The sequence below is a fragment of the Lichenibacterium minor genome (genome assembly GCF_004137685.1).
Taxonomy (GTDB): Bacteria; Pseudomonadota; Alphaproteobacteria; order Rhizobiales; family Beijerinckiaceae; genus Lichenihabitans; species Lichenihabitans minor.
This window is the reverse complement of sequence record NZ_QYBB01000135.1, coordinates 1-1,716: the sequence shown is the minus strand read 5'-3', so window position 1 is coordinate 1,716 and position 1,716 is coordinate 1. Positions and strand designations below refer to the sequence as shown.

The window sequence follows — 1,716 nt, the reverse complement described above, 5'->3', positions numbered from 1 at the left end:
GCCGGGGAGCGTCTGCGACGGCGCCTCGCGGGGGTCCCGTCCTGAGCCACCCCCGCCATCGTGATCGTCCAGGCCGGCCCGATCGCGTCCCGCAACGGAGAGAAACTCACCTATGCCCATCGTGGCATACGTCATGGGCTTGGCCGCCATCCAGATTCGCGCTCTTCTCCCGGGGCTCCCTGCGATCACGGGCCCGCAACGAGCCGCCGTCTTCGCGCATGTGTTGGTCTTGGTGACCCGCACGTGCAAAGCCGGGAGACGGGTGGATCGTCGGGAGGCCGGGGGACCGCAACATGAACCGCGCCTTCGTCGCAGATACGGTGGCCCTGATCCTGTTCTTCACCACCACCGGCGTGATCAACGAACGGCTCGTGGCGGGCATGGCTTGGGAGCAGGTCCTCCACGCGCGCTTGCTCGGTGCGGTTCTGATGGTCCCGGTCGGTCGCCCCTACGGCCTCTGGCGGGACTGGCTGATGAGACGGGCACGCCCGAACCGCCTGTCACGGATCGGGTGGGACAGCTTGGCCCTCGTCACGTTCCAGGTCCCGATCTACGCGGCGATCATCGCCGTGAGTGGCGCGTCGGGCCGAGGGTTGCTCCTCGGCCTGCTCGGGGCCACGGCTATCATGCTGGCCTGCGGGCGCCCCTATGGGGCGTTCCTCACTCTGATCAGGTCGTCGTTCGGCATCCATCCGGACAGATAACGGCCAGCGGTTTAACAACACCGTCCTCACGGCGTCGCGGGGCATGCCCGTCGCGCGAGCGCCGAGAAGGGCGAGATCCTGCTCGACGCCTATATCAGCGCCCTCGCGGCCCGACTGCGGGCGGGACAGCCCTGGGCCTGAGGAGGAATGCGACATGGAACAGCATGCCGAGATCCTGGCCCATCGCATCGGGCGGGCCGTCGTGACCAAGGTGCCCGAACTATCGCTCACGTTCCCGGCGGCGAAGCTGCTGCAGGGGTGGAAGGCCGGAGGCGAGAACGGCGGGGACGCTTCGCTGACCCTGAACGTCCATTCCTGGCTGGTGCGAATCGATGGTCTGACGGTCCTCGTCGACGCCGGGGTCGGCAACGGCAAGACGCGCGCCGTGGCGGCCTTCGACGGCCTCGACACGCCCTGGCTCACCCGACTCGCCGCGGCCGGCGCCCGACCCGAGGACGTTACCCACGTCCTCCTCACCCACCTGCACACCGACCATGTCGGCTGGAATACCGTGCCGGGCCAGGACGGTTGGGTGCCGACCTTCCCGAACGCCGTCACGGTGATGCCGCGGCTGGGCTATGAGTTTTTCATGTCCCCCACGGGCCGGGCTCGCCGCCCGAACCACGACATGTTCGTCGACAGCGTCGTGCCGGTCGTTGAGGCCGGTCGGGTCGTCTTCGTCGGACCGCACGAGGCCGAACCGCTGCCCGGTTTTACCTTTCTGCCGACGCCCGGGCACAGCCTCGACCACTCGTCGATCCTGCTGCGGTCGGACGGTCGCGAGGCTCTGTTCGCCGGCGATGTGCTGCACCATCCGGATCAGGTCGCGCGCCCGGACCTGTGCTCGACGTTTTGCGAAAGGCCGGACGAGGCGCGCCGGTCGCGGCTGCGCATGCTCGACCTCGCGGGCGACCGTGCCTTGACCTGGTTCAGCTCCCATTGCGCGGACACGTCCGCCGGACGCATCCGCCGTACGGTCGACGGCTTCGCTTGGTCGTTCGTTTGAGGATCA

The 1,716-nt window shown here is 68.5% G+C and carries 2 protein-coding genes; both read left to right on the top strand.

Annotated features, from left to right (window positions below; genetic code table 11):
• The first annotated feature begins 293 nt into the window (after positions 1-293).
• Positions 294-704 carry an L-alanine exporter AlaE gene (alaE, locus tag D3273_RS27670; RefSeq protein WP_129230254.1) on the top strand — a complete coding sequence of 137 codons (411 nt, stop codon included), beginning with the start codon at positions 294-296 and terminating at the stop codon, positions 702-704.
• 154 nt (positions 705-858) lie between these two features.
• Positions 859-1,710, top strand: a complete 852-nt coding sequence (locus tag D3273_RS27660; RefSeq protein ID WP_129230252.1) for an MBL fold metallo-hydrolase — start codon at positions 859-861, stop codon at positions 1,708-1,710.
• Positions 1,711-1,716 lie beyond the last annotated feature (6 nt).

Excerpts from the sequence above, each read along its gene's own strand:
- alaE (WP_129230254.1), top strand. The coding sequence starts at position 294 with ATGAACCGCGCCTTCGTCGCAGATACGGTGGCCCTGATCCTGTTCTTC.
- D3273_RS27660 (WP_129230252.1), top strand. The coding sequence starts at position 859 with ATGGAACAGCATGCCGAGATCCTGGCCCATCGCATCGGGCGGGCCGTC.